General features: G+C 32.9%; 23 protein-coding genes. 12 read left to right on the forward strand and 11 right to left on the reverse strand.

The window, feature by feature from the left end; translation table 11 throughout:
* Window positions 1–19: 19 nt before the first annotated feature.
* From murB to ACM55H_RS13935, 5 genes are all read left to right on the forward strand, one after another.
* Complete coding sequence (murB, locus tag ACM55H_RS13915) at window positions 20–1,033, forward strand: UDP-N-acetylmuramate dehydrogenase (RefSeq protein WP_416837073.1); 1,014 nt, start codon at window positions 20–22, stop codon at window positions 1,031–1,033.
* A gap of 69 nt (window positions 1,034–1,102) precedes the next feature.
* Complete coding sequence (locus ACM55H_RS13920) at window positions 1,103–1,717, forward strand: FMN-binding negative transcriptional regulator (RefSeq protein WP_416837074.1); 615 nt, start codon at window positions 1,103–1,105, stop codon at window positions 1,715–1,717.
* Window positions 1,718–1,816: 99 nt separating this feature from the next.
* Window positions 1,817–2,923 carry a glycosyltransferase gene (locus ACM55H_RS13925; protein ID WP_416837075.1) on the forward strand — a complete coding sequence of 369 codons (1,107 nt, stop codon included), beginning with the start codon at window positions 1,817–1,819 and terminating at the stop codon, window positions 2,921–2,923.
* Window positions 2,914–3,465, forward strand: coding sequence for an RNA polymerase sigma factor (locus ACM55H_RS13930; protein WP_039110079.1), 552 nt, complete (start codon window positions 2,914–2,916; stop codon window positions 3,463–3,465). Before ACM55H_RS13925 ends, ACM55H_RS13930 begins: the two co-directional genes overlap by 10 nt.
* Before the next feature lie 201 nt (window positions 3,466–3,666).
* A complete protein-coding gene (locus ACM55H_RS13935) occupies window positions 3,667–4,488 on the forward strand; it encodes an energy transducer TonB (RefSeq protein WP_416837076.1) in 822 nt (273 codons plus the stop codon).
* A gap of 61 nt (window positions 4,489–4,549) precedes the next feature.
* On the opposite strand, the gene ACM55H_RS13940 is transcribed toward ACM55H_RS13935, so the two are convergent.
* Entirely contained in the window at window positions 4,550–5,401 is an 852-nt protein-coding gene (locus tag ACM55H_RS13940) for a M48 family metalloprotease (protein WP_416837077.1), read from the reverse strand.
* Window positions 5,402–5,742: 341 nt separating this feature from the next.
* On the opposite strand from ACM55H_RS13940, the gene lipA reads away from it, so the two are divergent.
* From lipA to ACM55H_RS13955, 3 genes are all read left to right on the forward strand, one after another.
* On the forward strand, window positions 5,743–6,612 hold the full coding sequence (lipA, locus tag ACM55H_RS13945) for a lipoyl synthase (RefSeq protein WP_039110082.1): 870 nt from the start codon (window positions 5,743–5,745) through the stop codon (window positions 6,610–6,612).
* A gap of 61 nt (window positions 6,613–6,673) precedes the next feature.
* Window positions 6,674–7,678, forward strand: coding sequence for a type I glyceraldehyde-3-phosphate dehydrogenase (gap, locus tag ACM55H_RS13950; protein ID WP_416837078.1), 1,005 nt, complete (start codon window positions 6,674–6,676; stop codon window positions 7,676–7,678).
* Window positions 7,679–7,698: 20 nt separating this feature from the next.
* On the forward strand, window positions 7,699–9,864 hold the full coding sequence (locus tag ACM55H_RS13955) for a tetratricopeptide repeat-containing hybrid sensor histidine kinase/response regulator (RefSeq protein ID WP_416837079.1): 2,166 nt from the start codon (window positions 7,699–7,701) through the stop codon (window positions 9,862–9,864).
* Window positions 9,865–9,869: 5 nt separating this feature from the next.
* Here ACM55H_RS13955 and ACM55H_RS13960 read toward each other — a convergent pair whose 3' ends face one another.
* The 3 genes from ACM55H_RS13960 to lpxK form a co-directional block, all read right to left on the reverse strand.
* Window positions 9,870–10,682, reverse strand: coding sequence for a purine-nucleoside phosphorylase (locus tag ACM55H_RS13960; RefSeq protein WP_416837080.1), 813 nt, complete (start codon window positions 10,680–10,682; stop codon window positions 9,870–9,872).
* A gap of 180 nt (window positions 10,683–10,862) precedes the next feature.
* Window positions 10,863–12,755, reverse strand: a complete 1,893-nt coding sequence (locus tag ACM55H_RS13965) for an ice-binding family protein (protein ID WP_416837081.1) — start codon at window positions 12,753–12,755, stop codon at window positions 10,863–10,865.
* Window positions 12,756–13,067: 312 nt separating this feature from the next.
* Window positions 13,068–14,081: a tetraacyldisaccharide 4'-kinase gene (gene lpxK, locus ACM55H_RS13970; protein WP_416837082.1), complete on the reverse strand. Its 1,014-nt coding sequence runs from the start codon at window positions 14,079–14,081 to the stop codon at window positions 13,068–13,070.
* 82 nt (window positions 14,082–14,163) lie between these two features.
* Here lpxK and ACM55H_RS13975 point away from each other — a divergent pair, with 82 nt between their 5' ends.
* The 4 genes from ACM55H_RS13975 to rluF all read left to right on the forward strand — a co-directional run bounded on the left by ACM55H_RS13975 (window position 14,164) and on the right by rluF (window position 17,846).
* Window positions 14,164–15,258, forward strand: coding sequence for a Nif3-like dinuclear metal center hexameric protein (locus tag ACM55H_RS13975; protein ID WP_416837083.1), 1,095 nt, complete (start codon window positions 14,164–14,166; stop codon window positions 15,256–15,258).
* Between the two features lie 3 nt (window positions 15,259–15,261).
* Window positions 15,262–16,041, forward strand: a complete 780-nt coding sequence (locus ACM55H_RS13980) for a zinc ribbon domain-containing protein (RefSeq protein ID WP_039110089.1) — start codon at window positions 15,262–15,264, stop codon at window positions 16,039–16,041.
* A gap of 36 nt (window positions 16,042–16,077) precedes the next feature.
* Window positions 16,078–16,926 (forward strand): alpha/beta fold hydrolase, encoded by an 849-nt coding sequence (locus ACM55H_RS13985; RefSeq protein WP_416837084.1) that lies wholly within the window; start codon window positions 16,078–16,080, stop codon window positions 16,924–16,926.
* Between the two features lie 101 nt (window positions 16,927–17,027).
* Window positions 17,028–17,846 carry a 23S rRNA pseudouridine(2604) synthase RluF gene (gene rluF, locus ACM55H_RS13990; protein ID WP_416837085.1) on the forward strand — a complete coding sequence of 273 codons (819 nt, stop codon included), beginning with the start codon at window positions 17,028–17,030 and terminating at the stop codon, window positions 17,844–17,846.
* A 34-nt stretch (window positions 17,847–17,880) separates the two neighbouring features.
* Here rluF and ACM55H_RS13995 read toward each other — a convergent pair whose 3' ends face one another.
* The 7 genes from ACM55H_RS13995 to argS form a co-directional block, all read right to left on the reverse strand.
* Window positions 17,881–19,269 carry a DUF4153 domain-containing protein gene (locus tag ACM55H_RS13995; RefSeq protein WP_416837087.1) on the reverse strand — a complete coding sequence of 463 codons (1,389 nt, stop codon included), beginning with the start codon at window positions 19,267–19,269 and terminating at the stop codon, window positions 17,881–17,883.
* Between the two features lie 57 nt (window positions 19,270–19,326).
* Window positions 19,327–19,620, reverse strand: a complete 294-nt coding sequence (locus ACM55H_RS14000; RefSeq protein ID WP_416837088.1) for a winged helix-turn-helix domain-containing protein — start codon at window positions 19,618–19,620, stop codon at window positions 19,327–19,329.
* 2 nt (window positions 19,621–19,622) lie between these two features.
* On the reverse strand, window positions 19,623–20,237 hold the full coding sequence (locus ACM55H_RS14005) for a hypothetical protein (protein WP_416837089.1): 615 nt from the start codon (window positions 20,235–20,237) through the stop codon (window positions 19,623–19,625).
* A 136-nt stretch (window positions 20,238–20,373) separates the two neighbouring features.
* Complete coding sequence (locus tag ACM55H_RS14010; RefSeq protein ID WP_416837090.1) at window positions 20,374–20,781, reverse strand: DUF1801 domain-containing protein; 408 nt, start codon at window positions 20,779–20,781, stop codon at window positions 20,374–20,376.
* Window positions 20,782–20,824: 43 nt separating this feature from the next.
* On the reverse strand, window positions 20,825–21,712 hold the full coding sequence (locus tag ACM55H_RS14015; protein WP_416837091.1) for a bifunctional 5,10-methylenetetrahydrofolate dehydrogenase/5,10-methenyltetrahydrofolate cyclohydrolase: 888 nt from the start codon (window positions 21,710–21,712) through the stop codon (window positions 20,825–20,827).
* 132 nt (window positions 21,713–21,844) lie between these two features.
* On the reverse strand, window positions 21,845–23,194 hold the full coding sequence (ffh, locus tag ACM55H_RS14020) for a signal recognition particle protein (RefSeq protein WP_416837092.1): 1,350 nt from the start codon (window positions 23,192–23,194) through the stop codon (window positions 21,845–21,847).
* A gap of 149 nt (window positions 23,195–23,343) precedes the next feature.
* Window positions 23,344–25,122 (reverse strand): arginine--tRNA ligase, encoded by a 1,779-nt coding sequence (gene argS / locus ACM55H_RS14025; protein ID WP_416837093.1) that lies wholly within the window; start codon window positions 25,120–25,122, stop codon window positions 23,344–23,346.
* Between the last annotated feature and the right edge of the window lie 5 nt (window positions 25,123–25,127).

Genomic DNA, 25,127 nt, shown 5'->3' on the forward strand with positions numbered 1-25,127 from the left:
CAAAAAAGCACTTTCTTTTATGGAAATACTACATAATTTCTCTTTAAAAAAACACAATACTTTTGGCATTGAAGCTAAAGCAAAACAGTTCGTTGCAGTACATTCAAGCGAAGAATTAAAAACTATTTTACAAGAAAATAAATCTCAAAAAAAATTTATTTTAGGTGGCGGAAGCAATATGCTTTTGACAAAAGATATTGATGCACTGGTCATTCATATTGATTTGAAAGGGAAGAAAATTATTGAAGAAAATGATGATTTTGTTTGGGTCGAAAGTCAGGCTGGTGAAAGCTGGCATGAATTTGTGCTTTGGACCATCAACCAAAATTTTGGTGGTTTAGAAAACATGTCGCTAATTCCGGGAAATGTAGGTACTACTCCTGTACAAAATATTGGCGCTTATGGCACTGAGATTAAAGACACTTTTGTTTCCTGCGAATCAATGACGATAGAAAATCAGGAAATTAAAACATTCACAAAAGAGGAATGTCAATTTGGCTACCGAGAAAGTGTTTTTAAAAACGAATCTAAAGACAAATATGTCATTACATCGGTTGTTTTTAAATTAACAAAACGCAATCATAAAATCAATACTTCTTACGGTGATATTACGTCAGAATTAGAAAAAAATAACATTACCAATCCTACGTTAAAAGACGTCAGTAATGCCGTAATTGCTATTCGACAAAGTAAATTACCAGATCCAAAACAACTAGGAAACAGTGGTAGTTTTTTTAAAAATCCTATTCTATTAAAATCAGATTTTGAAAAAATACACCAGCAATTTCCAGAAATGAAATACTATGATGTTTCTGAAACTGAAGTAAAAGTGCCTGCAGGATGGCTGATTGAACAAGCAGGTTTCAAAGGAAAACGTTTTGGTGATGCCGGAATCCATAAAAACCAAGCTTTGGTTTTAGTAAATTATGGTAATGCCACAGGACAAGAAATTTTAAATATTTCAAAAGATATTCAAGCAACTATTTTTAAAACATTTGGCATTCACATTGAAGCCGAAGTAAATGTGATATAGATTGATTTCAGATAGTCAATACCAAAATAGTATTTCAAAATTCCTAAATCCTAATTCTTAAATTTAAAGATGTTTATTCCAGAAATCTACAAAAACGAGAATCAAGAAGAAATCAAAAAATTTCTTCAAGAGAACAGCTTTGGCATTCTGATCAATCAAACCAATGGAAAATTGTGTGCAACACATATCCCTTTGGAATTAGATACCAATAAAGAAGGCAAGGAAACTTTACATGGGCACATTTCTAAAGAAAACCCACAATGGAAAGGTTTTACTGATAACGACCAAATTTTAGCTGTTTTCTCTGGACCACATTCTTATATTTCTTCCTCTTGGTACGATCATGAAAATGTGCCAACATGGAACTATATTGCTGTTCATGTTTACGGAAAAATCAAAATCATCGAAGGTGAAGCAGTAATAGAATCCCTAAAAAAACTGGTTGATAAATACGAACAGAATTCTGAAAACCCAGTTCGTGTAGCAGATTTATCTAAGAAAACCATGATGCAAACCCGAGGGATTGTAGCATTTGAAATCGAAATCACAGAAATCCAAGCCACAAGAAAATTATCGCAAAACCGAGATGATAAAAATTACCAAAACATTATTTCCGAATTAGAAAAGACAGAAGATGTCCAAGCGATTGCTGTCGCAAATGAAATGAAGAAATGCCCTCGATAAATTATTTCGAAATTCACACATTGTACTTAACAATTCACAATTCTATTCATACCTTTGCACTCTCCCGAAATTTCGGGATTAAAAACTCATTAAACTCAGATGCTTATACTAATTCTTTACTTTTTTATTTTTATAGTTGCTGTTCAAATTTCGTATTATCTGGGTGTTTTTGGTAAGTTTGCTTTCGCCAAAGCACAAAAGATAACGCCAAAAAGAATCCCGATATCGGTAATTGTTTGTGCCAAAAACGAAGAAGAAAATGTAACAAATTTCATCCCGTTACTTGCTGAACAAAACTATCCTGACTTCGAAATTGTCTTGATTGATGATGCTTCAAGTGATAACACTTTGGCTATTTTTGAAGAATTTGAGAAGCAATATCCAAATGTTCGCTTAGTAAAAGTGAAGAACAACGAAGCTTTTTGGGGAAACAAAAAATATGCATTGACTTTAGGAATTAAAGCGGCAAAAAAAGAATATTTATTATTCACTGATGCGGATTGTTACCCAACTTCAAAAGATTGGTTAACAGCAATGAGTTCTCAATTTACGATGCAAAAGACAATTGTTTTGGGTTACGGTAAATATGAAAAAATCCCTAATTCATTTCTGAATAAAATAATTCGCTTTGAAACTTTGCTTACGGCAATTCAATATTTTTCTTGGGCAAAAATAGGACACCCTTATATGGGTGTAGGGCGAAATTTAGCCTACAAAAAAGAAACTTTTTTTAATGTAAATGGCTTTATAGAACACATGCAAATTCGTTCTGGAGATGATGATTTGTTTATCAATCAAGCGGCGAATGCAAAAAATACAACTATTGCTTACACACCGGAAAGTTTTACCCTTTCTAAACCAAAAACAACATTTAAAGACTGGTTTACCCAAAAAAGAAGACACATAGCTACGGCAAATTATTACAAACCTTTAGATAAATTACAATTAGGAGCTTTTTATTGTTCGCAATTACTATTTATTTTATTGCCTATTATCTTATTATCTTTTCAATTTCAATGGATATTAGTATTGGGTTTAATTATACTTCGCTACCTTGTCGCTTGGATTATTGTTGGATTTTCTGCAGGAAAATTAAAAGAAAATGACATTAAAGTATGGTTTCCTATAGTGGAGATAGCACTTATATTGACACAAATCAATATCTTTATAACGAATATTTTCTCAAAACCGGTACATTGGAAATAAATAAACAAATAGAAAAAGCAAAACAAGGCGATCAGGTTGCCTTTACTTTTTTATTGGATTATTATTGGAATGAAGTGTATGGTTTTATGCTCAAGCGCACTGAAAATGAAACCAATGCAGAAGATATTACAATCGAAACTTTCTCAAAAGCTTTTGACAAAATAGCGACTTACAACTCTGAATTTCAGTTTAACACTTGGCTTATCGCTATTGCAAAAAATGTACATATCGATTTATTACGAAAAAAGAAATCGAGTCTTTTTGTCGAAATTACAGAAGAAGAAGACCAACAAGCTTACAACATTGCTGACACTACTCCATCAGCAGAAGATGAATTGATTACGGAACAAAACCTTTCGCAATTACTACAATTCATCAAAGAATTAAAACCACATTACCAAGAGGTTATCCAATTGCGTTATTTTCAGGAAATGAGTTACCAGGAAATTGCCAACAAAATTGACGAACCGTTGAGTAATGTGAAAATTAAATTGCTTCGCGCCAAAAAACTTCTTGCGGAAATCATTCAGAATAAAAGATAGTTTTTTATTGTTTTTTTTCAGTCTATATGATTATTCCTTTAATCGTTATTTGAGACACTGGTTAATTCAATAAACGGTTAAAACAATTAAACTAAAAAATAACTCCCATTTTACATACTAAATTTCTTGTTATTTACGTTGTTAAATAAAACAACACTTGCTTATGATTTAACTGATACTTAACCTTTAAATCCATAAATTATGTCAAAATTAAGCATTTACGAGACCAGCTGGATTGACCTTGTTTTTCAATACAGAAACAAAGAATATGGAGCGTATCAGTTGCGCCAAGAAAGTACCAAAACTTCAATAATGGCACTTTTTATGGGAATATTACTTTTAACTTGTGCCTTGAGTATTCCTGTGATTCTAAACTATTTTAATTCTGAAAATAAGATAACAATACCCGAATTCACTAATACCATAGTCAACGTAACCGATATTATACCCAATCAGCTTCGGGAAATAGAAAAACCAGTTCTTCCAGAAGTAAAAGCACAAAATACGGAAGCACCAATTCAAAGTGACCAACTTGTAAATCCTGTAATTGTACAGGCACAACTGGCAAATCAAAATATTGCAAAAAACACTGATAATACTACAGTTACAAACACGACTACAGAAGGAACAGCAACTGTTGGTATAAATCCAACTTCTTCCACTGGAACAGGAACGACAACTGATACTCCTATTGATCCCGGAAATACAATTGTAGCCACTGCAACTCTAGATAAACTTCCTGAATTTCCGGGAGGAATTAATAAATTCTATACTTATGTAGGCAATAATTTTGAAAAACCAGATGTTGACAGCGGCAGCACCATGAAAGTTTATGTGGCTTTTGTAATAGAAAAAGACGGAAGCATGACTGACATTCAAGTAAAAAGAGATCCTGGTTATGGTTTAGGAAAAGAAGCCATCCGAGTATTGAAATCATTGAAAACCAAATGGTCGCCAGGAATGATTGGTTCAAAACCGGTTCGAACTGCCTATAACCTTCCCATTACGGTACAAATGGATTAGTTTCCAAAAGCAAAAAAGCAGAACCCAAAAGTTCTGCTTTTTTATGCAATTTAAAAAAATCTTATTTCTTCTTTTTGGTTGTAGTTTTTTTAGTAGTTGTAGTTTTAGCTACAACTGCTTTTTGTTGCACATACGGTTTGTACAATCCATCCGTTTCGGCTCTTTGTTTTGCAGCTTCAGCTCTTTCTTTAGAATCAGGATGTGAACTCATCATTCTGTCCAAAAAAGAAGCTTGAGTTCCTTCGCTCATTTTTGCCAAAATAGAAAAGGCTGAAGAAACCGCATTCACATTATATCCATTTTTTTTCATGAAATTATACGAGAACTCATCGGCTTCTGATTCTTGTTTTCTGCTGTGTTTACTATCAATCATCACACTTCCCAATTTAGCTAATTGGCTATCTGTTACAGCCGCCACTTTATTCGATTGTGAAGCAACAACATCTATTAAAGCTTCTTTTTTATACGCCGCTTTCATAGCATCTCGCGAATCATGATTAGCCACATGTCCTATTTCATGGCCAATAACGGCCAACAATTCATTATCATCCATAATATCCATCAATCCTGAATAAACACGAACACTTCCATCAGCAGTGGCAAATGCGTTTACTTCATTTAGCTTATAGACTTTATAGTTTAATGCATATCCGTCACCGCTTGTATATTTTCCAAAAACTTTATTAAGACGGATGGTGTAAGGATCTTTTGGTCCTGTAACGATATGTTCTGCATCCATTTTATCAACAGCTGCTTTAGATAAAGCTGCCGCATCAGCATCGCTAAAAGTGAATCCTGCAACCCCTTTTTGAACTGCACCAAGTGCTTTTTCTCCAAAATTAATTTGTGCATTGGTTTTTGAAACACCAAAAACCACCAATAATACCCCTAATAGTATTGATTTATTTTTCATTTATTTTCGATTTTGAGTTTCAAATATAATATTTTTTGAATAACTGATTTAATGGGATACAATAAAAATCAATCTATAAAACGAATCTTGTCTATAACGCATTATAGCCCAGATAGCAGTAGAAATCCTTGTGTTTTGAAATGGTATTTTTTCTCGACAAAAAAGAGCGACCAACGGAAGCACCTTTATGGTCTAGAAAAACCCATTTCAAAACACAAGATTAAAACGTATAGCTGGAAATTGCTCCTGAAAATTATTGAAATTTGCACTCTTAAATCCTAATTCTAAAATCTTATTTCTTAAATCAACTTTCCTTATCTTTGTACTTTGAAAATTGATATATGGAAACTGTTTTAGAAAATACTTTACCTATAGGAAAACCGAAATGGTTGAAGGTAAAACTCCCAATTGGCCAAAAATATACAGAGCTTCGTGGCTTAGTAGATAAATATAGTTTGAACACGATTTGTACTTCCGGAAGTTGTCCAAATATGGGCGAATGTTGGGGTGAAGGAACGGCTACATTCATGATTTTAGGAAATGTATGTACGCGTTCTTGTGGTTTTTGTGGTGTAAAAACCGGAAGACCAGAAACTGTGGATTGGGATGAGCCGGAAAAAGTGGCGCGTTCTATCAAAATAATGAACATCAAACATGCCGTAATTACAAGCGTAGACAGAGATGATTTGAAAGATGGCGGATCAATTATTTGGATTGAAACCGTAAAAGCCATTCGCAGAATGAACCCAAATACGACACTGGAAACATTGATTCCTGATTTTCAAGGTATCGAAAGAAATATTGACCGTATCGTAGAAGCCAATCCTGAAGTGGTTTCGCATAATGTGGAAACCGTTCGCAGATTGACTCGTGAAGTACGTATTCAAGCTAAATATGACCGAAGTCTGGAAGTATTACGTTACTTGAAAGAAAAAGGAATTAATCGAACCAAGTCAGGAATCATGTTGGGTCTTGGTGAAAAAGAAGAAGAAGTTTTTCAAACGATGCGCGATTTACGCGAGGCAAATGTTGATATTGTAACGATAGGACAATACTTGCAACCGAGTAAAAAACACTTGCCGGTAAAAGAATTTATAACGCCGGATCAGTTTGCAATATATGAGAAATTTGGTTTAGAATTAGGATTTCGTCATGTAGAAAGCGGACCATTAGTTCGTTCTTCTTATAAAGCACAAAAACATATTTTATAAAAAATTTATTTGTTTAATCGGTTATAATCGGTTAACCAAATAAACGAATAAACGAATCCATTTGAAAACAAGAATTGCCATTAATGGTTTTGGAAGAATTGGTCGGAATTTATTTCGCTTGCTTTTAAACCATCCAACCATTGAAGTCGTTGCCATAAATGATATTGCTGATAAAAAAACCATGGCGCATTTAGTGAAATACGATAGTATCCATGGGGTTTTACCATTTACTGTAAGTCCTGATGAAAAAGGTTTTTCTATAGATGGAAAACATTTTTTGTTCTTTCACGAAAAAAGTATTCCCAACTTAGATTGGAAAAGTTTAGACATCGATTATGTAATTGAGTCGACTGGAAAGTACCGCACTTTTGAAGAAATAAATGCTCATATTTTGGCTGGAGCCAAGAAAGTAATTCTTTCTGCACCTTCAGAAGTAGACACCATAAAAACGGTTGTTCTGGGTGTAAACGAGAATATTCTCGACGGCACTGAAACCATTATATCCAACGCCAGCTGCACAACGAATAATGCGGCACCAATGATGAAAGTCATTGATGAGCTTTGCGGCATTGAGCAAGCCTATATTACTACTATTCACTCCTATACTACAGATCAAAGTTTACACGATCAACCACATAAAGATTTACGCAGAGCTAGAGGAGCAAGTCAATCCATTGTTCCTACAACTACAGGTGCAGCTAAGGCATTAACAAAAATTTTCACTAAATTGCAAGGGAAAATTGGTGGATGCGGTATTAGAGTCCCTGTTCCAGATGGTTCCTTAACGGATATTACATTCAATGTAAAACGAGCTGTTACCATAAACGAAATAAATGCTGCTTTCAAAACTGCCGCACAAACTAACTTAAAAGGGATTCTCGATTATACGGAAGATCCAATTGTTTCTGTCGATATTATTGGAAATAGAAACTCTTGTCTTTTTGATGCCCAACTCACCTCGGTAATAGATAAAATGGTGAAAGTAGTAGGATGGTATGACAATGAAATAGGGTATTCATCTAGAATTATTGATTTAATTCTTTTGGTAGAAAGCAAGAAAAATTAACAATAAAAATTTAGTTATAAATGAAATACCTTTTCATTTTTATCTTTTTTTTAAATTCAGTTCTGTATTCTCAAACCAATGAGAAAACAGATAGCATTTCATATTACAGTAATTTAAGTAAATCCAATATCTTAAATAACAAGTACAAGAATGCTCTTTTATACACGCAAAAAGCAATAAATTACACTAGAGAGATTCGCGATGTCCAAGCTCAGGCAAATCAAACGTATAGTTTGGCTAAAATTTATTTTGATTTAAAAAAATACAATGATGCCATTGAAACTTTTCATAAAAGCATTGCATTATATAAAAATTTAAACCCAACGGCCACATACGCCTATTCTTACTATTATCTTGGTATATGCTATGTTGCAAAATCAAATTTTGCTGATGCCGAAATTTGTTTTGACCAAACTCAATCCATATTTGACGAATTAAAAATCATAGATACTGCCGAAATACTAACACTTCAAAGAGGAATAATTAGTAAGTCGACAGGAAATTCAGAAGAAGCATCGACAATTTTTAAAACCATTATTGCAAAACCGGACAGTCCAGCAATAGTAGATTCTAAAGCAGAGGCCCTATATCAAATTGGGACTATTGAAGCTACAAAAGACAGATACAACTTGGCTTTAAATTATCTGAACAAAGCATTAGAACTAAATGAAAAAAATGAAGATTTAGAGCAAAAATCAAATATTCTACTGGCATTAAGTTCCGTATATGAAAAAATGCTGGATAAAAATAATGCCTATTCTTATTTGAAACAACACCTTAATCTAAAAGAAAGCATTTCAATTTTAAATAATGAAAGACTGGGAATTGATGATTATGATAAATTTAAAGAATCCGAACGTTTAAAAGAATTAGCACAAGTTAACCAAGAAAATAAACAGCAGGAAAAAACAAGTAAATTTTCTAAGTTAATCAGTATTTTGGCAATTGCATTAATTTCTATTTTATCTTTATTAAGCTTGTCCTTGTATAAAAACAATATCATTAGAACACAATCCAATCTAATGCTGAAAGAAAAAAACAAAGAGTTAGAAATTGCTAAAGAGAAAGCGGAAAGAGCTTCTAATGCCCGATCTGAATTTTTATCGACTGTAAGCCATGAACTTCGAACACCCCTGAATGCCATAAATGGAATAGCCCATTTATTATTAGAAGAAAATCCAAAAAAATCTCAAATGAACTATTTGTCTTCCTTAAAATTTTCAGGAGATTATCTTACAAAGTTTATAAATGAAATTCTGGAAATTAATAAAATTGATTCTAATAAGCTTGAAATAGAATACATCAACTTTAATCTTAAACAATTATTAGAAGACATTCAGAACTCTTTAAAAGAATTAGCTTTAGTAAACAACAATAAATTCAAACTCGAAATTGACCCCGCTATTCCTGATTATTTGATTGGTGATCCTACAAAATTATCTCAGATAATGATGAATCTAATTAATAATGCACTTAAATTCACTAAAAACGGTGATGTTAGTGTAATTGCAAAACTTCATTCTTTAAAAGATAAAAAAGCAACTTTATATTTTGAAGTAATTGATACAGGAATTGGAATTCCGGCCGATAAATTGCAAAGTGTTTTTGATAGTTTTTCACAAGGTTCAATAGAAATCAATCGCAAATATGGTGGAACTGGTTTAGGTTTAACAATTGTAAAAAAATTGATTAAAATTCTGGGCGGAAGAATAAATTTAAATAGTGTAGAAGGAAAAGGCTCTTCTTTTTCATTCGAATTACAATTTAAACTAGGCTCGCAAGCAGTAAACATTGAAGAAAAACCAAAACCATATGATGATTCTTCCTTAAGAAACAAAAAAATACTTTTAGTGGAAGACAATAAAATCAATCAAATGATTACCGAAAAAATGCTTCGCAATAAAGGAATATTTTGCGAAATAATTGACAATGGTGAAGAGGCTATAGAAATAGTAAAAAACAACAAATTTGATTTGATTCTTATGGATGTCCATTTACCAGGAATCAATGGAACTATTGCTACAGAAGAAATTAGAAAATTTGACACTAAAACACCTATAATTGCACTCACCGCCATCTCATTAGATGAAAACCGAGATATGCTTTTATCCTTTGGCATGAATGATGTTGTAACCAAACCATTCATACCAGAAGATTTCTATGCCGTAATTGCTAAAAATGTGTAGTGATACTAATATTTTAAAATCAATTCTTTAATAAGACTTCTGACTTTTGGTTCTGCATTTTTAGCGGCTTCTAAAACTTCATCGTGAGAAATAGCCCCTATACTTTTTTCATCTCCCATATCAGTAATCACAGAAATTCCGAATGTTTCTAAATCCATGTGACGCGCCACAATCACCTCGGGAACAGTTGACATTCCTACGCAATCAGCGCCAAGAATTTTTACCATTCTATATTCGGCCAAAGTTTCAAAAGTAGGACCTTGCAAACCAAGATAAATTCCTTCATGAACCTCAATATTTAATTCATTTGCTAATTCAGTAGCTTTAGCAATCATTTTTCTGGAATAGGGCTCACTCATATTTACAAAACGTGGCCCAAAGCGTTCATCGTTTTTTCCCCGCAAAGGATGTTCCGGCGTCATATTTATATGATCCGTAATCATGACAATAGAACCTACTTTATATTTTGGATTCACTCCACCGGATGCATTTGAAACAATTAATTTTTCAACACCTAAAAACTTCATTACCCGCACTGGAAAAGTCACTTCTTTCATCGAATAGCCTTCGTAAAAATGAAATCGTCCTTGCATTGCAACTACTTTTTTATCGCCTATTGTTCCAAAAACCAATGCACCTTTATGACCTTGAACAGTTGACACGGGAAAATTTGGAATTTCATTGTAAGGCAATGTAAATTCTACTTTCATTTCGTCAGTAAAACTGCCTAATCCAGAACCTAAAATCACACCATATTCAGGTGTAAAATCTATTTTTCCTTTAATATAACTAACGGTTTCTTGTACTTGTTCCCACATAATTTAATCTAATTTATTTTAGAAAAAACTTCATAGTACATCGTTTAAAGTACTGCTATTAGAAGTGATTTATAATCAAATATAGTTAAAAATATCAAGCCTAATTTAGGTGAAAAAGAATCTTTTAAAAATCAAAAAATTAATTATTTTATTATTTTAATTCTAAGATAGTTTCCTTTTTTAATTTGATGGCTGAGAATAAACTGTAACCGCTGTTGTCGAAAAACAATTATCTTTTTTAACAGTTACATTGTATTTTTGTCTTGAAGGAACATTTGTAAAAACAACGTTAGTTTGAAAATCTACATCATTAACACTATAAGTATATCCAGGCCCAATAGGCGAATTTACTGTTATAATTGCTCTGTTTTGAGCTACTGATGGTTGTTGGATTGTTATAGTTGGAATTGCTACTGGCTCACACAATACGGTTAATGAAACTAAAGCTTGACTACAATTGTTTGGATTAGATATTTGACAAATTTGATATGTAAGTGTATAATTTCCCGCAGGAGTTCCTTGAGAAACTACTACATCTACTCCAGATAAAGAAATATCAACATTACTAGAATTAACAAAAGTAGTAGTTACATCTGCTGGTAAAATACTATTTCCATTAAGTGTATCGTTAGCTAAAACATTTGCAAATCCTATTGAATTTGAGGATGAATTAACAATTGTTGCGGTATCATCAACAGCAGAGATGGTATCTAAAACATCATTAAAACATAACGTATTGGTATAAATAACTCCAGTACTAAAGCCTATTGCACCGGTAGTTGAAAGCATTCTACCTTCTAGATTACCATTTGCTCCCATAGTATTTGCTCCGTTATGAGCAATAAGAGTTCCTTTCATAAAAGTAAAAGTTCCCATAGAAACTGCACCTTCAGCTATCCAAAAAACATTACATCTTCGAGTTCCATTTGCCAAAATCACTTTCGACTGTGCAGCAGTTGTAAATGCTCCATCAAACTTAAAGATGAAAAGTGCATCAGGATTTCCTTGACCATCCAGAGTTATTGTTCCCGTTAAAGAACCTGCTCCTAAAATCGAATAAACTCCTGCATTTAAAGTTTCTCCACTCCCAAAAGCTGGCGTATGAGACATATTTGTATTTGGTGTATTATAAAGTTGAACATACGCAGATTCTAAATCAATTTTAGCTTGGGCTGTTTTTGCGTCAACATTATAAAAAGATCCAGCTACAGTTGAGCTTTCAAAACCACTTATATCGCCAGCATTTGAACCAATATCACCAATTATTCCAGATGTAGCAGCATTTGCAACGGCACCTTTACTTGTAAAAAGAGCAAAATTGGCAACAGTTCCTAAAATAGTATTGTTACATGTATTTACACAACTTATCGGAATTGTAATTGGACCAGCCGGAGGATATGCTAAACCAGGTCCAAAAGTTATTGCACCTTCAGAAGAAAGCATTCTTCCTTCTAGATTTCCATTAGCGCCTACAGTAATTGCACCAGGATGGGCAATTAAAGTTCCTTTTGTAATACTTGATGCTCCTATTGAAATTGCTCCTTCAGCAATCCAAAAAACATTACAAGCGCGAGTTCCATTACTCAATACTATAGTTGAACTTGCTCCAGCGGAAAATCCGCCTTCAAACTTAATTATAAATGCTGCATTTGGATTTCCTTGACCATCAAGAGTAATACTTCCTGCCAAAGACCCTGCACCAGCAATGGAATAAACCCCAGGCGTAATAGTTTCACCACTTCCAAAAGCAGCAGCATGACTTGTATTTGTGACAAAAAGATCACTTAGATGAATATAAACTCTAAGCAAATCAATTTTGGCTTGGGTAGTAATGGCATTTGCATTTTGTGGAATACCATTAAAAGTAGTCGGTAAACCAAATCCACTTATTGCTCCTACATTTGTACCAATATCACCCGTAAATTGTGAGGTTCCAATATTAGAAACTGCTCCAGTACCGGAATAAGCTTCAAAATTTGAAAGTGTTCCTAAATTTAAAACTTGAGCGAAATTTACATTTGGAAATAAAAATAGAGCGATAGCTATTATACTATATAATTCTTTTTTTTTCATCAGAATTAAATAAAATGGGATTTAGTTTGTTGATTTATTAATGCTTTAAGGAGGATCCTTTATAGTGCATTTTTGTGAAGAATTTTCTAAAATCAACTTTCCATTATAATTGATTAAGAAGTTAACAATTGTTAAAATTGATTACAATGTCAAACCTAATCTATAAAATAGTCAATTGATACTTTATATCTGTAAACAACCTAATACAACTGCTGAAATACCTTTATTTCGATAAATTGAGTAATTAAATATGCGAGCCAAATTATTATACAAATTAAAAACCGCTAAAATACTTTATTGAAGATTTGAATTTTAATTGTTTAAAATATAGTTCAAGATAACTTTATCAAAATTTTCACTTCCTGAAACAAAAGAACTTTTTATGGGAATATAAAAAAGTTGCTCACTAGTCAAACTTCCTTTTAACCTGACATAATCTTTTTCGGTAGTGATAATAAGGCTGTTCTGAGCTAAATTTTTAATTTCTAAAATATCTTTATCGGTAAAATTATGATGGTCTGGAAATGACAAACAGATATCATTTTCCTTTTTAATATAATCAAAAAACGGATCGGGCTTAGCAATTCCCGCAATTAGTACTTTATCAAGCGATTTAATTTCGCCTACTTTTATCTTTTTATCTTCAGAATAAATACAATCGTCATAATCGATGTACGTAAAATATAATTCTTGATTTTTAGAAAGGTACAATTTCTTTTTAACTTCATTTTGCGCGTCAAGCGAAAGAGAAGTAGGACATTTTGTAACTATAATTATATTCGCTCTTTGAGCTCCACTTCTACTCTCCCGTAAATTACCTGTTGGCAAGATAAAATCATCCGAATATAAATCGCCGTATGAAGTCAGTAAAATATAGAAACCTGCTTTCACTTTTCTATGTTGAAAAGCGTCGTCAAGCAAAATAACTTCTGGTTTATTGGATTGAGAAAGTAGTTGTTCTATTCCATTTTTTCTATTGGCATCAACTGCAACTTTGATATTTTTGAATTTTTGATAAAACTGAAAAGGCTCGTCTCCAAGAATAGCAGCATTTGAACTGGCATCAGCCAAAATGAATCCTTCAGATTGTCTTTTATAACCGCGGCTTAACGTGGCAATTTTATATTTATCCGAAAGCAACCGAATCAAATATTCAATTTGAGGTGTTTTTCCGGTTCCGCCAACGCTAAGGTTTCCAACAGCAATAATGGGTAAATCAAAAGAATAAGATTTTAAAATGCCTTTGTCGAAAAGAAAATTCCGAATACTCGTTATCAGACCATATAAAATGGCAAACGGAAACAGTAATTTTCGTAGTAAATTCATTTTACGAAAGTAGAATATTTTATCTTTATAAAAAAAGTTGATTTGTTTATTCGTTAATTTGTTAATTCGAAAAAAAATGAAAATGAAAATCAAAGAAATAGTATCTGTACTCGAAGAAATGGCTCCACTCGCCTATGCTGAAGATTTTGACAATGTGGGTTTATTGGTTGGAGATCAAGAAGCAGAAGCGACAGGAATTTTAGTTTGCCATGATGCTTTAGAAAATATAATCGACGAAGCGATGGCAAAAAAATGCAATTTGGTTGTTTGTTTTCATCCCATATTATTTTCGGGTTTAAAAAAAATAACGGGCAAAAACTACGTGGAACGAGCAGTTATCAAAGCCATAAAAAACGACATTACCATTTACGCCGTTCACACCGCTTTGGATAATCATCAAGAAGGCGTAAATAAAATATTTTGTGATGCCTTGGGATTGGTTAACACTAAAATCCTGATTCCAAAACAAAATTACATTCGCAAACTTGTAACTTATACGATTCCTGAAAATGCGGAAGAAGTTCGAAATGCACTATTTGATGCCGGAGCGGGAACTATTGGAAATTATGAAAATTGCAGTTTTAATTCGAAAGGAATTGGAACCTATATGGGAAATGAACACAGTAATCCTCAAGTTGGCGAACGATTCGAATTTGTACAAGGAGACGAAATCAAAATCGAAGTCACTTTCGAAAAACATTTAGAAAATAAAATTCTAAAAGCATTATTTAGAAGCCATGCTTATGAAGAAGTGGCGTATGAAATTTATGACTTGCAAAACCAACATCAAAATATTGGCTTGGGAATGATTGGCGAATTAAAAAATCCCATGAAAGAAAAAGAGTTTTTGCTTTTTGCAAAAGAGAAAATGCAAGCTGATGGCATTCGACATTCTAACTTTATAGGAAAGGAAATAAAAAAAGTGGCAGTTCTTGGCGGAGCAGGAAGTTTTGCGATAAAAAATGCGATTCGGGCTGGTGCCGATGCTTATTTGACTGCTGATTTGAAGTATCATCAGTTTTATGAAGCCGAAAATAGGCTTTTATTGGCCGATATTGGACATTTTGAAAGCGAACGCTATACAAAAAATTATATTGTTGAGTATCTTCGGAAAAAAATCCTTAATTTTGCAGTTATTTTATCAGAAGAAAATTCAAATCCAGTTAAGTACTTATAGAATATGGCGAATACGAAAGAATTAAGTGTTGAGGACAAGTTAAGAGCAATTTACGATTTACAGCTAATTGACTCTAGAATTGACGAAATCAGAAATGTAAGAGGGGAACTTCCTTTAGAAGTAGAGGATTTAGAAGATGAAGTTGCAGGTTTAAGCACCCGTTCAGAAAAATTGAAAAGTGAACTTGAAGTTATCGAAGATCTTATCAAGGTAAAAAAGAATGCAATTGATGAGCACAAAGAGGCTATCAAAAAATATACGAAGCAACAAGAAACTGTTCGTAATAACAGAGAATTTAATTCGTTGACTAAAGAGGTTGAATTTCAAGAATTAGAAATTCAATTGTCTGAAAAACAAATTAAAGAAATGAAAGCTTCTATCGAGCACAAGAAAGAAGTAATCTCAAATTCAAAAGAAAGATTAGAAGCAAAATCTAATCATTTGAAACATAAAAAATCAGAGTTAGACGCTATCATGGCTGAAACTGCTAAAGAAGAAGCTTTTTTATCTGAGAAATCAGCTGAATACCAAGCTTTGATTGAAGAAAGATTATTGAAAGCTTATACTAGAATCAGAACAAGTGTTCGTAATGGATTAGCTGTTGTTTCTATTGAAAGAGGAGCATCTGCAGGATCATTCTTTACGATTCCACCTCAGACACAAGTAGAAATTGCTTCAAGAAAGAAAATCATCACTGATGAACATTCAGGAAGAATATTAGTCGACAGCACATTGGCCGACGAAGAAAAAGAGAAAATGGAACAATTGTTTTCTAAATTCTAATTACATTTAAGCCTCCAAATCGGAGGCTTTTTTATTATGAAGAAATTGTTGTTTTTTATTTTCACGAAATCCATTGGATTGTACATTAACATTTTGAGTTTTGTATTTCCAAAGAAAGCTTCGCAACTCGCGTATGCTTTTTTTAGTGAACCCAGAGAAGGAAAGCTATCAAAAGAGAATCTTCCTGAAATTCTACAAGAAGCACAATCCGAAACGTTTCATCAAGGAGAGCATTCTTTTCAAACGTATACATGGAAAGGAAATGACACCATTATTCTTTTGGTTCATGGATGGGAAAGCAACGCTTCCCGGTGGGAGAACATCTTACCTTATTTAAAAAAATCAGGAAGTACCATTATTGCCATCGATGCTCCGGCACATGGCTTATCCAGCGGAAAAGAATTTAGCATTCCTCAGTATGCCGAATTTATTCATATTGCTGTCCAAAAATTCAAACCACAATACCTGATAGGACATTCTATGGGCGGAAAAACCTGTTTGTATTATCAATCGGTATATCAAAATGATTCCCTTAAAAAAATGGTAATACTGGGAGCGCCAAGTGATTTCAATATTATCCTTAATAATTACATTGCGTTATTAAGCTTGAACTCTAAAATTTCTAAAGCTTTAGAAAACCATTATTTAAATCATTTTAAACTGCAATTAGAACATTTTTCAGGTAAAATGTTTGCTTCTAAATTAAATATAGAAGGACTAATAGCCCATGACATTGACGACACGGTAGTTTTATTTGAGGAAGGTAAAAAAATTGCAGGCGCATGGAAAAATTCAGTTTTTATCGAAACTAAAGGTTTGGGACACAGCATGCACGACGATGAATTATACAAAAAGGTGGCTCAATTCTTATTTGAAACAAAATAACTTAAATAAGATATCCACAAAATCTTTTACTGACTTCCCAATTTTTCAAATAAATAAATTACCACGTAAACGATTAAACAATTTAGCACTACTTTTGCATCATGGAAGAAAATCTAAAACGCCTCAATAAATTCATAGGAGAAACTGGGTATTGCTCCCGCCGTGAAGCAGACAAAATAATTGAAGAAGGTCGTGTAACCATCAATGGAGTCGTTCCGGAATTAGGGACAAAAGTTTCCCCAGATGACGAAGTGCGTATTGACGGTAAACTAATCCGTGAGAAAAATGAGAAGCCCGTTTATCTTGCTTTCTATAAACCGGTAGGAATTGAATGTACTACAAATTTAGATGTTCGCAATAATATTGTAGATTACATCAATTACCCCAAACGTATTTTTCCAATCGGAAGATTGGACAAAGCGAGCGAGGGACTGATTTTCATGACTAACGATGGTGACATCGTAAATAAAATATTGCGCGCCAGAAACAATCACGAAAAAGAATATACGGTCACAGTAAACAAACCTATTACAGATCGTTTCATAGAAAGAATGGGTAATGGAGTTCCTATTTTGGATACCGTTACCCGAAAATGTAAAGTGGAACAAATCAGTAAATTCACTTTTAAAATTATCTTGACACAAGGTTTAAACCGTCAAATCCGTAGAATGACCGAATATTTAGGGTATGATGTTACGGCTCTAAAACGCATCCGAATTATCAATATTTCATTAGATGTCCCTGTTGGTCGATATCGCGATTTAACCGATGCTGAAATAAAAGAATTAAACGAATTGATTGAACCTTCAAGTAAAACTGAAGAAGCCAGTTTACCCAAAACAGAAGCACCAAAAAGAAGAACCGAATTCATTAAAAAAGACGACCCAAGATTTAAGAAAAGAGGTGATTATCAAGAATAAAAAATGCCATCGGCCGTTGCTGATGGCATTTTTTTTATTTATTAGTATCTAAAAATTCAAAATAGAGGGATTTCGACAAAATCGTTTCATTTTGAACACGCGCTACATAACCTTCTTTATAATCGTGTTTGTCTTCCACATCTTCCGGATGGAGCTTAAAATAATCATAATAAGCTTTATGATTAAAATTCAAACTTCTCAAAAAACGTTGTTCAACACCTTTGTTTACCGAAATATTATAATTGGTAATCAGATTTCCCCAGTTGACAAAACTGCATAGTAAAATTGTTCCGTAGAAATACCAAATCATTTGATTGAAAAGAAAAGCATTTGTTTTTTGCTTAGTGATTTTTATAAAAGAAATTACCAATCCAATTATGGCTAGAATCAAGAAAGCATAAACACCTAACCTTTTATAAGTCAATCCGAAAAACGAAACATATTCTGAGTTTTTGATTATGGCACATATTATTAAAATTCCGTTTAAAAGAATCCAAATCTTAGCTAATTTTTTAAGATTTTTAGCTTTTTCATCAAAATTAAATCCTCCTTTAAAATAGAATAAAATAACGCCAACTGCCATTATGATTGAGAAAATAACGGCATTTACTCTTTCGTGTGTATCAGAACTTAAGTTAGATTTTTTGACCACTTCAAAAAACTGTTCGTAATTATAAGTTGCTATGAAAACCAAAAGAAGCGCATTTAAAAGAAACAACGTAATCTCGCCACTTCTTCTTTCAAAATCAATACCCAGAAACGAAAATGAATTCTGATTTTGCGTTTTGGCTTCTTCCTTAAAATCATTGTTCAGTATATCATTCTTTTCATAACAAACCTCAGGAATCCAATAATTCCAAAAAGTGAACGAAATATAAAATCCTAAAGCGGTAAGTACAAATACTTGCCGAGCATCAATATCTAAATAATAATTGGTAAACAAAGACGAAAAATGGTCGCTTCCAAAAGAATATACGATTAAAAACAACCCAAGAAATAGGACTGGAATAACAAAATAAGCAATCAGTTTTTTAGCAAAACTGTTATTGACTTTTCGTTTAGGAAGATATTGACTGAACATCAATATGCGACCTAACGAAGCGATTCCGTTGATAAACACCAAAGGAAAAGCCTGTAACAATTTAAGTTTTGGTTCCTGTGTTTTGAATTGTAAAAAAATAACTGACAAAGCCATGGCAAAAAATGATGGAAAATCACCATACCAAGCAAACGCAAAGCAAGACAGAACTGATGTAACCACTAAAATCAAATGTAATCTACTGGTAAATTTCTCTTGGAAGAAATAACAAATTAAGGCGATTTGCATCATCCCGAAAATTGCCCAATTGAGACCCAAATCTTCGTTGTAAAAAAGCAGTGTAAAAACCAAACTGCTGGCTAAAATAAAATGTAGTTTTTTCATAATAAAAAAAAAATTTAAAAGTACTTTGTAATTCAAAGTATTAAATTAAAAAAAGGGTTATTTCGATTTGATTAATTTTTCCAGACTATTCAAGTGAGAAACAAAAGCTGCTCTACCCATATTAGTAACACGATACGAAGTTTTTGGTTTTTTACCGACGAATTCTTTTTTTATTTCTATGTAACCTGACTTTTCCAAGGAAGAAGAATGACTCGCTAAATTACCATCAGTAATATTCAATAAAGATTTCATTTCGGTAAAATTAATCCAGTCATTTACCATCAAAACTGACATGATGCCAAGTCTGACTCGACTTTCGAAATCTTTATTTAATTTATCAATGATACTCATTTCTATTTGTATTTTTTGAACATAATTATTCCGTACAGGATGTGCAAAATTCCAAATCCTATTGCCCAAAAAACAAGTCCATATCCAAGATAAAAAAGGGAAATACATCCTAAAACAATTTCACAAGTACCCAAATATTTAATATCCGAAAAAGTATATTTTTCAGCATTAATAAGTGCTAAACCATAAAACAATAAAGTTGTCGGTGCAATCAGGGCAAATAATTGATGGTATAAAAGTGCTATACAAAATACGCCTCCAACAAATAAAGGAATCGCTAAATTCAGTAACATTTTTTTAGTAGTATTAGTCCAAATCGGTAAATCAAACTTTTTACTTTTTCTCAAAGTAAAAAATATACCAGATCCGAAAGCTAAAATCAAAATTGCCAAAGCGATGAGAGTCAATTCCATTATTAAATCATAACTGTACATCTTTTGCTCACCATCAAAATATTCGACACCATTCTGTTTAAATAACAGATATACATAAATTGCCCCAGCTAATGCAAATATCCCAGCGAATACTCCTGAAAGGCCACTTAACGAAATAAATCTTGAAGAGCGCTCCATCATGGAACGAATATGAGATAAATCTTCTTGATGTTTTTGATTCATATCTAAAGTACTTTGAAATACAAAGTTATTTATTATTTTTAGACTTCAAAATAGAAAATGATTTAATTTCAATAAACTTTATAAAATAATTTTCATCAAAAGATTTGATCGTAGATTAAAAAAGAAAGATTCTTAATTATTGTATTTTTCTCCGCTTTGCTTTTACAATTTGTTCATCAATCAAAACGGCTTCATAGATTTGTTGTCTCAAAAATGCAATATTAATTTCCTTAACTGAAGTAAAGGTTAATTTAGAAGTAAATTTTGTTGTTTCAAAAGTCTCATCTAAAAATGAACTGTTTTTACAAAAACCAATCGCAACGCCCTTTTCAACTTTCCCCCAAGGAATAGAAGCGGGCCAAATAAAGCAAATTCGAGAATGACAATAATAAAAAGGGACATTGTAAGCCAATTTCTCTTTGCAATTTGAAATACATTCTAAGATAATTTTACGCAAAAAAAGAACGATTTCCAGTTCCTCTTCAGGAAGATAATCTAGAAACTCATCTGTTGACTTAAATTGTATTCCTTGTGGATTTCCCATAATAAAAAAAGCCTATCCGCCGTGGCGGATAGGCTTGACTTTTCTAATTATCTTTTGCTATTCTCATTTTTCTGGCAAGAAGTGTATTTTGCAATAACATCGCAATGGTCATTGGCCCTACTCCACCAGGAACTGGTGTTATAAAAGAAGATTTTTTACTTACTTCGTCAAAATCAACATCTCCTGTTATTACATATCCTTTTGGGTGAGAAGCATCTTCCACTCTGGTAATACCTACATCAATTACTACCACACCGTCTTTCACCATATGGGCTTTAAGATAATTCGGAACTCCTAATGCTGTAATGATAATATCAGCATTTCTTGTAAATTCTTCAATATTTTTTGTTCTACTGTGAGTAAGTGTTACCGTTGAATCACCTGGATATCCTTTGCGACTCATCAAGATGCTCATCGGACGACCCACAATATGGCTACGTCCAATAACAACGGTATGTTTACCTGCTGTTTCAACTTTGTAGCGTTCTAACAATTGCATAATTCCAAATGGAGTTGCTGGTAAAAACGTTTCCATTTCCAAAGCCATTTTCCCAAAATTGGCAGGATGAAAACCATCAACATCTTTATCTGGATCAATAGCCATCAAGATTTTTTGCTCATCAATGTGTTTCGGCAAAGGCAATTGAACGATATAACCATCTAGATTATCATCATCATTAAGTTCTTTGATTTTTGAAAGCAACTCTGCCTCGGTAATAGTTTCCGGTAAACTTACTAAAGTAGATTCGAAGCCAATTTGTTCACAAGAACGTACTTTACTTCCAACATAAGTTAAGCTCGCTCCATTAGTACCAACGATTACAGCTGCTAAATGAGGTACTTTTTCCCCATTGTTTTTCATTTGTTGTACTTCGGCTGCTATTTCGTGTTTAATATCTTCCGATGTTTTTTTTCCGTCTAGTAGTTGCATTTCTTCTTGTTTAAAAAGTTTAAAGTTTAAAGTTTAAAGTTTTGAAAACTTAAATAAAAACTTTTAAAATATTAATAATATAATGTGTTTCAAAACTGATTATTAAAAACCTGAATACTGAACACTATTTTTTTATCGCATCCCTGGCATACCACCTTGCATGCCACCCATCATTTTCATTAAATTTTTACCTCCTGGCCCTTGCATCATTTTCATCATCTTACTCATTTGCTCAAACTGTTTCATCAATTGATTGACTTGCTCAATTTTTGTTCCAGAACCTTTTGCAATTCTAGCTTTTCTTTTCACATCAATTAGAGCTGGCTTGCTTCTTTCTATTGGAGTCATCGAGTGGATAATCGCTTCAATATGCTTGAAAGCATCATCTTCAATTTCTACATCTTTCATGGCTTTTGAAGCACCTGGTATCATTCCAACCAAATCTTTCATATTACCCATTTTCTTTACTTGTTGAATTTGAGATAAGAAATCATCAAAACCAAATTCGTTTTTGGCAATTTTCTTTTGAATTTTTCTTGCTTCTTCTTCATCAAATTGTTCTTGTGCTCTTTCTACCAAAGACACAACATCACCCATTCCAAGAATACGTTCGGCCATACGAATAGGATAGAATACATCAATTGCATCCATCTTTTCTCCTGTACCAACAAACTTAATTGGTTTGTTTACTACAGTTTTAATAGACAAAGCTGCTCCTCCACGAGTATCACCATCTAATTTAGTTAGGATGACACCATCAAAATTCAAGATATCATTAAAGGCTTTAGCTGTATTTACTGCATCTTGACCTGTCATTGCATCAACAACAAATAAAGTTTCTTGTGGCTGGATTGCTTTATGAACACGCGCAATTTCATCCATCATTGCTGCATCGACTGCTAAACGACCCGCAGTATCCACAATCACTACATTAAACCCATTGGCTTTTGCATGTTTGATGGCATTTTGGGCAATTTCAACCGGATTTTTATTTTCTGGTTCGGAGTAAACCTCGACACCTATAGAATCACCAACAACATATAATTGTTGAATCGCCGCTGGACGATAAATATCACAGGCAACCAAAAGTGGTTTTTTATTCTTTTTTGTAAGTAAATAATTTGCCAGTTTTCCAGAAAAAGTAGTTTTCCCTGAACCTTGCAAACCAGACATTAAAATCACTGTAGGATTTCCTGATAAATTAATTCCGGCAACATCACCACCCATCAATTCCGTCAATTCATCTTTAACCAATTTAACCAATAACTGCCCTGGTTGAAGTGTAGTTAAAACGTCTTGACCAATTGCTTTTTCCTTTACTCTAGTGGTAAAATCTTTAGCGATTTTGAAGTTAACATCAGCATCAAGTAAAGCTCTACGAACTTCTTTTAATGTTTCGGCAACGTTTACTTCGGTGATTTTTCCGTGACCTTTTAGTATGTGAAAGGCTTTATCTAATTTATCGCTTAAATTATCGAACATGATTTTTTATTTTATTGAAGTGCAAAGATAAACTAATTAGATAATTAGGCAATCAGATAATTGGATAATTGACAAAGGGAATTTCAATTTATTTTAACAAAAAAACGACCTCAATTTGAAGTCGTTTTGTATTTGAATAATTTATTTTGTTACATTCTTTCCGGAACATTAATTCCGAACAAACTGAAAGAAGCAGCAATAGTATCAGCCACTTTTTTAGACAACTGTACCCTGAAAATTTTCTTCTCTAAATCTTCTTCACCAAGAATAGGAACGGCCTGATAGAACGAATTGTATTCCCGTACCAAATCATACGTGAAATTTGCCAGTAAAGCCGGACTGTGATTATGAGCCGCATTTTGAATTACTTCTGGAAATAACTCCAATTGTTTCAATAATTCTTTCTCTTTTTCGTGAAGTTCCTCGACTGCGCTCGGAATGACATAATCAAAATTAGCCTTGCGAATAATAGATTGAATTCGGGCGTACGTATATTGAATAAACGGCCCAGTATTTCCTGCAAAATCTACTGATTCTTCAGGGTTAAAAAGGATTCGTTTTTTTGGGTCCACTTTCAAAATGTAATATTTCAAAGCGCCAAGACCTATAGTATTGTATAATTTTGCTTTTTCTTCGGCAGAATAGGTGTCTAATTTTCCTAAATCCTCAGCAATTTTCTGTGCCGTATCTGTCATTTCCTGCATCAAATCATCTGCATCAACAACTGTTCCTTCACGGCTTTTCATTTTTCCGGAAGGTAAATCCACCATTCCATATGATAAATGGAAAAGATTTTCAGACCAATCAAAACCAAGTTTTTTCAGGATAAGAAACAACACTTTGAAATGATAATCTTGTTCGTTTCCTACCGTATAAACCATTCCGCCAACATCTGGATAATCTTTTACACGTTGAATAGCGGTTCCAATATCTTGCGTCATATAAACAGCAGTTCCATCTGAACGAAGTACAATTTTTCTATCTAAACCTTCATCAGTTAAATCAATCCAAACGGAACCGTCAGGATCTTTTTCGAAAACACCTTTCTCCAAACCAATTTGAACAACGTCTTTTCCTAATAAATAAGTGTTACTTTCGTAGTAATAACAATCAAAATCAACCCCTAAATTTTTATACGTAATGGCAAAACCATCATAAACCCATTGGTTCATGGTTTTCCAAAGATTTATTACCTCAGCATCACCAGCTTCCCATTTTAAAAGCATTTCTTGTGCTTCCAAAATTATCGGCGCTTGTTTTTTGGCTTCTTCTTCTGTTTTTCCAGTATTCATTAATTGGGCTATTTCCTCTTTATAGGCTTTATCAAAAGCTACATAAAAATTTCCAACTAATTTATCTCCTTTTAAACCTGTTGAATCCGGCGTTTGTCCGTTTCCGAATTTTTGCCAAGCCAACATTGATTTACAAATATGAATTCCTCTATCATTTATGATCTGGGTTTTATATACTTTTTTACCTGATGCTTTGATAATTTCGGCAACAGAATATCCCAAAAGATTATTACGAACGTGACCTAAATGTAGTGGTTTATTGGTGTTTGGCGAAGAATATTCCACCATTACAGCTTTATCGTCAGGATTTGGCGTCACGAAACCAAACTTTGTATTGTCTTTTATTTCATTGAAAAAATCCAAATAATATTCATCAGAAATAACAATGTTTAAAAATCCCGAAACTACATTAAAACGACTCACTTCAGTTACGTTTTCCACTAAATAGTTACCAATTTTGTTTCCTAATTCTACAGGATTACTTTTAATAACTTTCAATAATGGAAAAATAACCATCGTAATATCACCTTCAAATTCCTTCCGAGTGGTTTGAAATTCAACTTTGTCAATAGCAATGTCAAATAAAGCTAGAACCGCTTTTTCAATAGAAGGCGTAAGAATTTGTGATAATGTCATTTTAT

It is taken from the genome of Flavobacterium cryoconiti, assembly GCF_048158645.1.
GTDB classification, from domain to species: Bacteria; Bacteroidota; Bacteroidia; order Flavobacteriales; family Flavobacteriaceae; genus Flavobacterium; species Flavobacterium cryoconiti.

Coding starts and splice junctions, on each gene's coding strand:
- lpxK (WP_416837082.1), bottom strand. CDS start 14,081: ATGAATTTACTACGAAAATTACTGTTTCCGTTTGCCATTTTATATGGT.
- argS (WP_416837093.1), bottom strand. CDS start 25,122: ATGACATTATCACAAATTCTTACGCCTTCTATTGAAAAAGCGGTTCTA.
- ACM55H_RS13920 (WP_416837074.1), top strand. CDS start 1,103: ATGTTTATTCCAGAAATCTACAAAAACGAGAATCAAGAAGAAATCAAA.
- ACM55H_RS13935 (WP_416837076.1), top strand. CDS start 3,667: ATGTCAAAATTAAGCATTTACGAGACCAGCTGGATTGACCTTGTTTTT.
- ACM55H_RS14015 (WP_416837091.1), bottom strand. CDS start 21,712: ATGCAACTACTAGACGGAAAAAAAACATCGGAAGATATTAAACACGAA.
- ffh (WP_416837092.1), bottom strand. CDS start 23,194: ATGTTCGATAATTTAAGCGATAAATTAGATAAAGCCTTTCACATACTA.
- ACM55H_RS13960 (WP_416837080.1), bottom strand. CDS start 10,682: ATGTGGGAACAAGTACAAGAAACCGTTAGTTATATTAAAGGAAAAATA.
- ACM55H_RS13925 (WP_416837075.1), top strand. CDS start 1,817: ATGCTTATACTAATTCTTTACTTTTTTATTTTTATAGTTGCTGTTCAA.
- murB (WP_416837073.1), top strand. CDS start 20: ATGGAAATACTACATAATTTCTCTTTAAAAAAACACAATACTTTTGGC.
- rluF (WP_416837085.1), top strand. CDS start 17,028: ATGGAAGAAAATCTAAAACGCCTCAATAAATTCATAGGAGAAACTGGG.
- ACM55H_RS14005 (WP_416837089.1), bottom strand. CDS start 20,237: ATGAATCAAAAACATCAAGAAGATTTATCTCATATTCGTTCCATGATG.
- ACM55H_RS13980 (WP_039110089.1), top strand. CDS start 15,262: ATGGCGAATACGAAAGAATTAAGTGTTGAGGACAAGTTAAGAGCAATT.
- ACM55H_RS13940 (WP_416837077.1), bottom strand. CDS start 5,401: ATGAAAAATAAATCAATACTATTAGGGGTATTATTGGTGGTTTTTGGT.
- ACM55H_RS13975 (WP_416837083.1), top strand. CDS start 14,164: ATGAAAATCAAAGAAATAGTATCTGTACTCGAAGAAATGGCTCCACTC.
- ACM55H_RS13955 (WP_416837079.1), top strand. CDS start 7,699: ATGAAATACCTTTTCATTTTTATCTTTTTTTTAAATTCAGTTCTGTAT.
- ACM55H_RS13995 (WP_416837087.1), bottom strand. CDS start 19,269: ATGAAAAAACTACATTTTATTTTAGCCAGCAGTTTGGTTTTTACACTG.
- ACM55H_RS13965 (WP_416837081.1), bottom strand. CDS start 12,755: ATGAAAAAAAAAGAATTATATAGTATAATAGCTATCGCTCTATTTTTA.
- ACM55H_RS13985 (WP_416837084.1), top strand. CDS start 16,078: ATGAAGAAATTGTTGTTTTTTATTTTCACGAAATCCATTGGATTGTAC.
- ACM55H_RS14000 (WP_416837088.1), bottom strand. CDS start 19,620: ATGAGTATCATTGATAAATTAAATAAAGATTTCGAAAGTCGAGTCAGA.
- lipA (WP_039110082.1), top strand. CDS start 5,743: ATGGAAACTGTTTTAGAAAATACTTTACCTATAGGAAAACCGAAATGG.
- ACM55H_RS14010 (WP_416837090.1), bottom strand. CDS start 20,781: ATGGGAAATCCACAAGGAATACAATTTAAGTCAACAGATGAGTTTCTA.